Source organism: Desulfovibrio sp. 1214_IL3152, assembly GCF_036763055.1.
In the GTDB taxonomy this organism is placed as follows: domain Bacteria; phylum Desulfobacterota; class Desulfovibrionia; order Desulfovibrionales; family Desulfovibrionaceae; genus Desulfovibrio.
Map to the genome: position 1 here is coordinate 1 of NZ_JBAIYW010000614.1, position 1,607 is coordinate 1,607.

General features: G+C 60.9%; 1 protein-coding gene and 1 pseudogene. Both read left to right on the plus strand.

Going from position 1 to position 1,607, the window contains the following annotated elements; genetic code table 11:
• Window positions 1–443 (plus strand): sensor histidine kinase (locus tag V6C07_RS12900; protein WP_333536880.1); only part of this gene is annotated, 443 nt, incomplete at its 5' end.
• A 123-nt stretch (window positions 444–566) separates the two neighbouring features.
• Window positions 567–1,607, plus strand: a pseudogene (argS, locus tag V6C07_RS12905) (arginine--tRNA ligase domain-containing protein); the annotation flags it as partial.

Consider the following 1,607-nt stretch of genomic DNA (forward strand, 5'->3'; position numbering starts at 1 on the left):
CGCCCCTCAACGAGGCGGACAGCAAAAACCTGATGCTGGCCCTGGCGGGAGAATGCGCCCTGGCCGTGGAAAAAGAGCGCCTCGCCCGCGCCAATGCGGATATTGCCGTACACGCCCAGCAGGAAAAACTGCGGGCCGATGTGCTGCGCTCTGTCTCGCACGACCTGCGCACGCCTCTGACTGCCATCTGCGGCAATGCCGCCGTGCTTGCCTCCGAAAATGACATGGAAACACAGCGTCCCAAGTCCCTTGCCCGGGCCATTGAAGAGGACACCCGCTATCTGGTGGAAATGGTGGAGAACCTGCTGTCGCTTACCCGGCTGGAACAATACGGCTTTACCCTGCGCCTGACGCCGGAACTGGCGGAAGACATTATCCGCGAGGCCGTAAACGCCACGCGCCCGACTGGAGGTGGCCGACAACGGGCCAGGCATTCCAGATGACGAAAAAACCCGCATTTTTGACATGTTCCATGCCGCCGTTATAAAAAACGGCGCACAGGAGTAGCCATGTCGCCATATCACGAACAGCAGGGCGTCATCGCCCCGGAACGCATCCTTGTGGTCGAGGATGACAAGGGCATACGCGCTCTTGTGACAGCCACCCTTGAAAGCAGGGGCATGGCCTACCTTGCGGCAGCCACAGGACGCGAGGCCATTGCCGAAGCGTCCCGCGCCGGGCCGGACGTCATCCTTCTCGACCCCGGCCTGCCTGACATGCCCGCCGCCGAAGGCGAAGCCCGGTGCTATGAAAAGGCCATGAACGACATCCTCAATGGCATCAAGGACGACCTGCGCGACTTTCGCGTGGAGCACCTGCAGTGGTTCTCGGAGAAAACCCTGGTGGAAACCGGTGCCGTGGACGCGGCCTTTGCCGCACTGGGCAAGTCGGGCTATACCTATGAGCAGGACAATGCCTTCTGGTTTGCCACCGAGCAACTGGGCGACGACAAAAACCGCGTGCTCAAGAAATCTGACGGCAGCCTGACCTATTTCGCTTCAGACATTGCCTACCATCACGACAAGTTTGAGCGCGGCTATGACTGGCTCATCGACGTATGGGGCGCGGATCACCACGGCTACATCCCGCGCATGCGCGCGGCCATTACCGCCATGGGCAAAGAGCGCGACAGCTTTGACGTGGTGCTTATCCAGCTTGTGAACCTGCTGCGCGAAGGTCACCCCGTGAGCATGTCCACGCGCGCGGGAACCTTTGAAACCCTCGCCGACGTTATCAAGGAAGTGGGCACAGACGCCGCGCGCTTCATGTTTCTTTCGCGCAAGAGCGACAGCCCGCTGGACTTTGACCTTGAACTCGCCAAGCAGCGCAGCCTGGACAACCCCGTCTACTACGTGCAGTACGCGCATGCCCGCATCTGCGCCGTGTTGCGCCGCGCGGCCGAACGCGGTTTTGTCCTGCCGGAAAAATCCGATGCCGCTCTGCTGGCCCCGCTGGATACCCCCGAGGACATGGCCCTGCTGCGCAAGGCCGCCGCTTTTGAAGACATGCTCTACGCTGCGGCGCAATCTCTTGGCGTACACTATGTAAGCCACTATCTGACCGAGCTTGCAGGACTTTTGCACAGCTACTATGCCAGGCATCAAGTG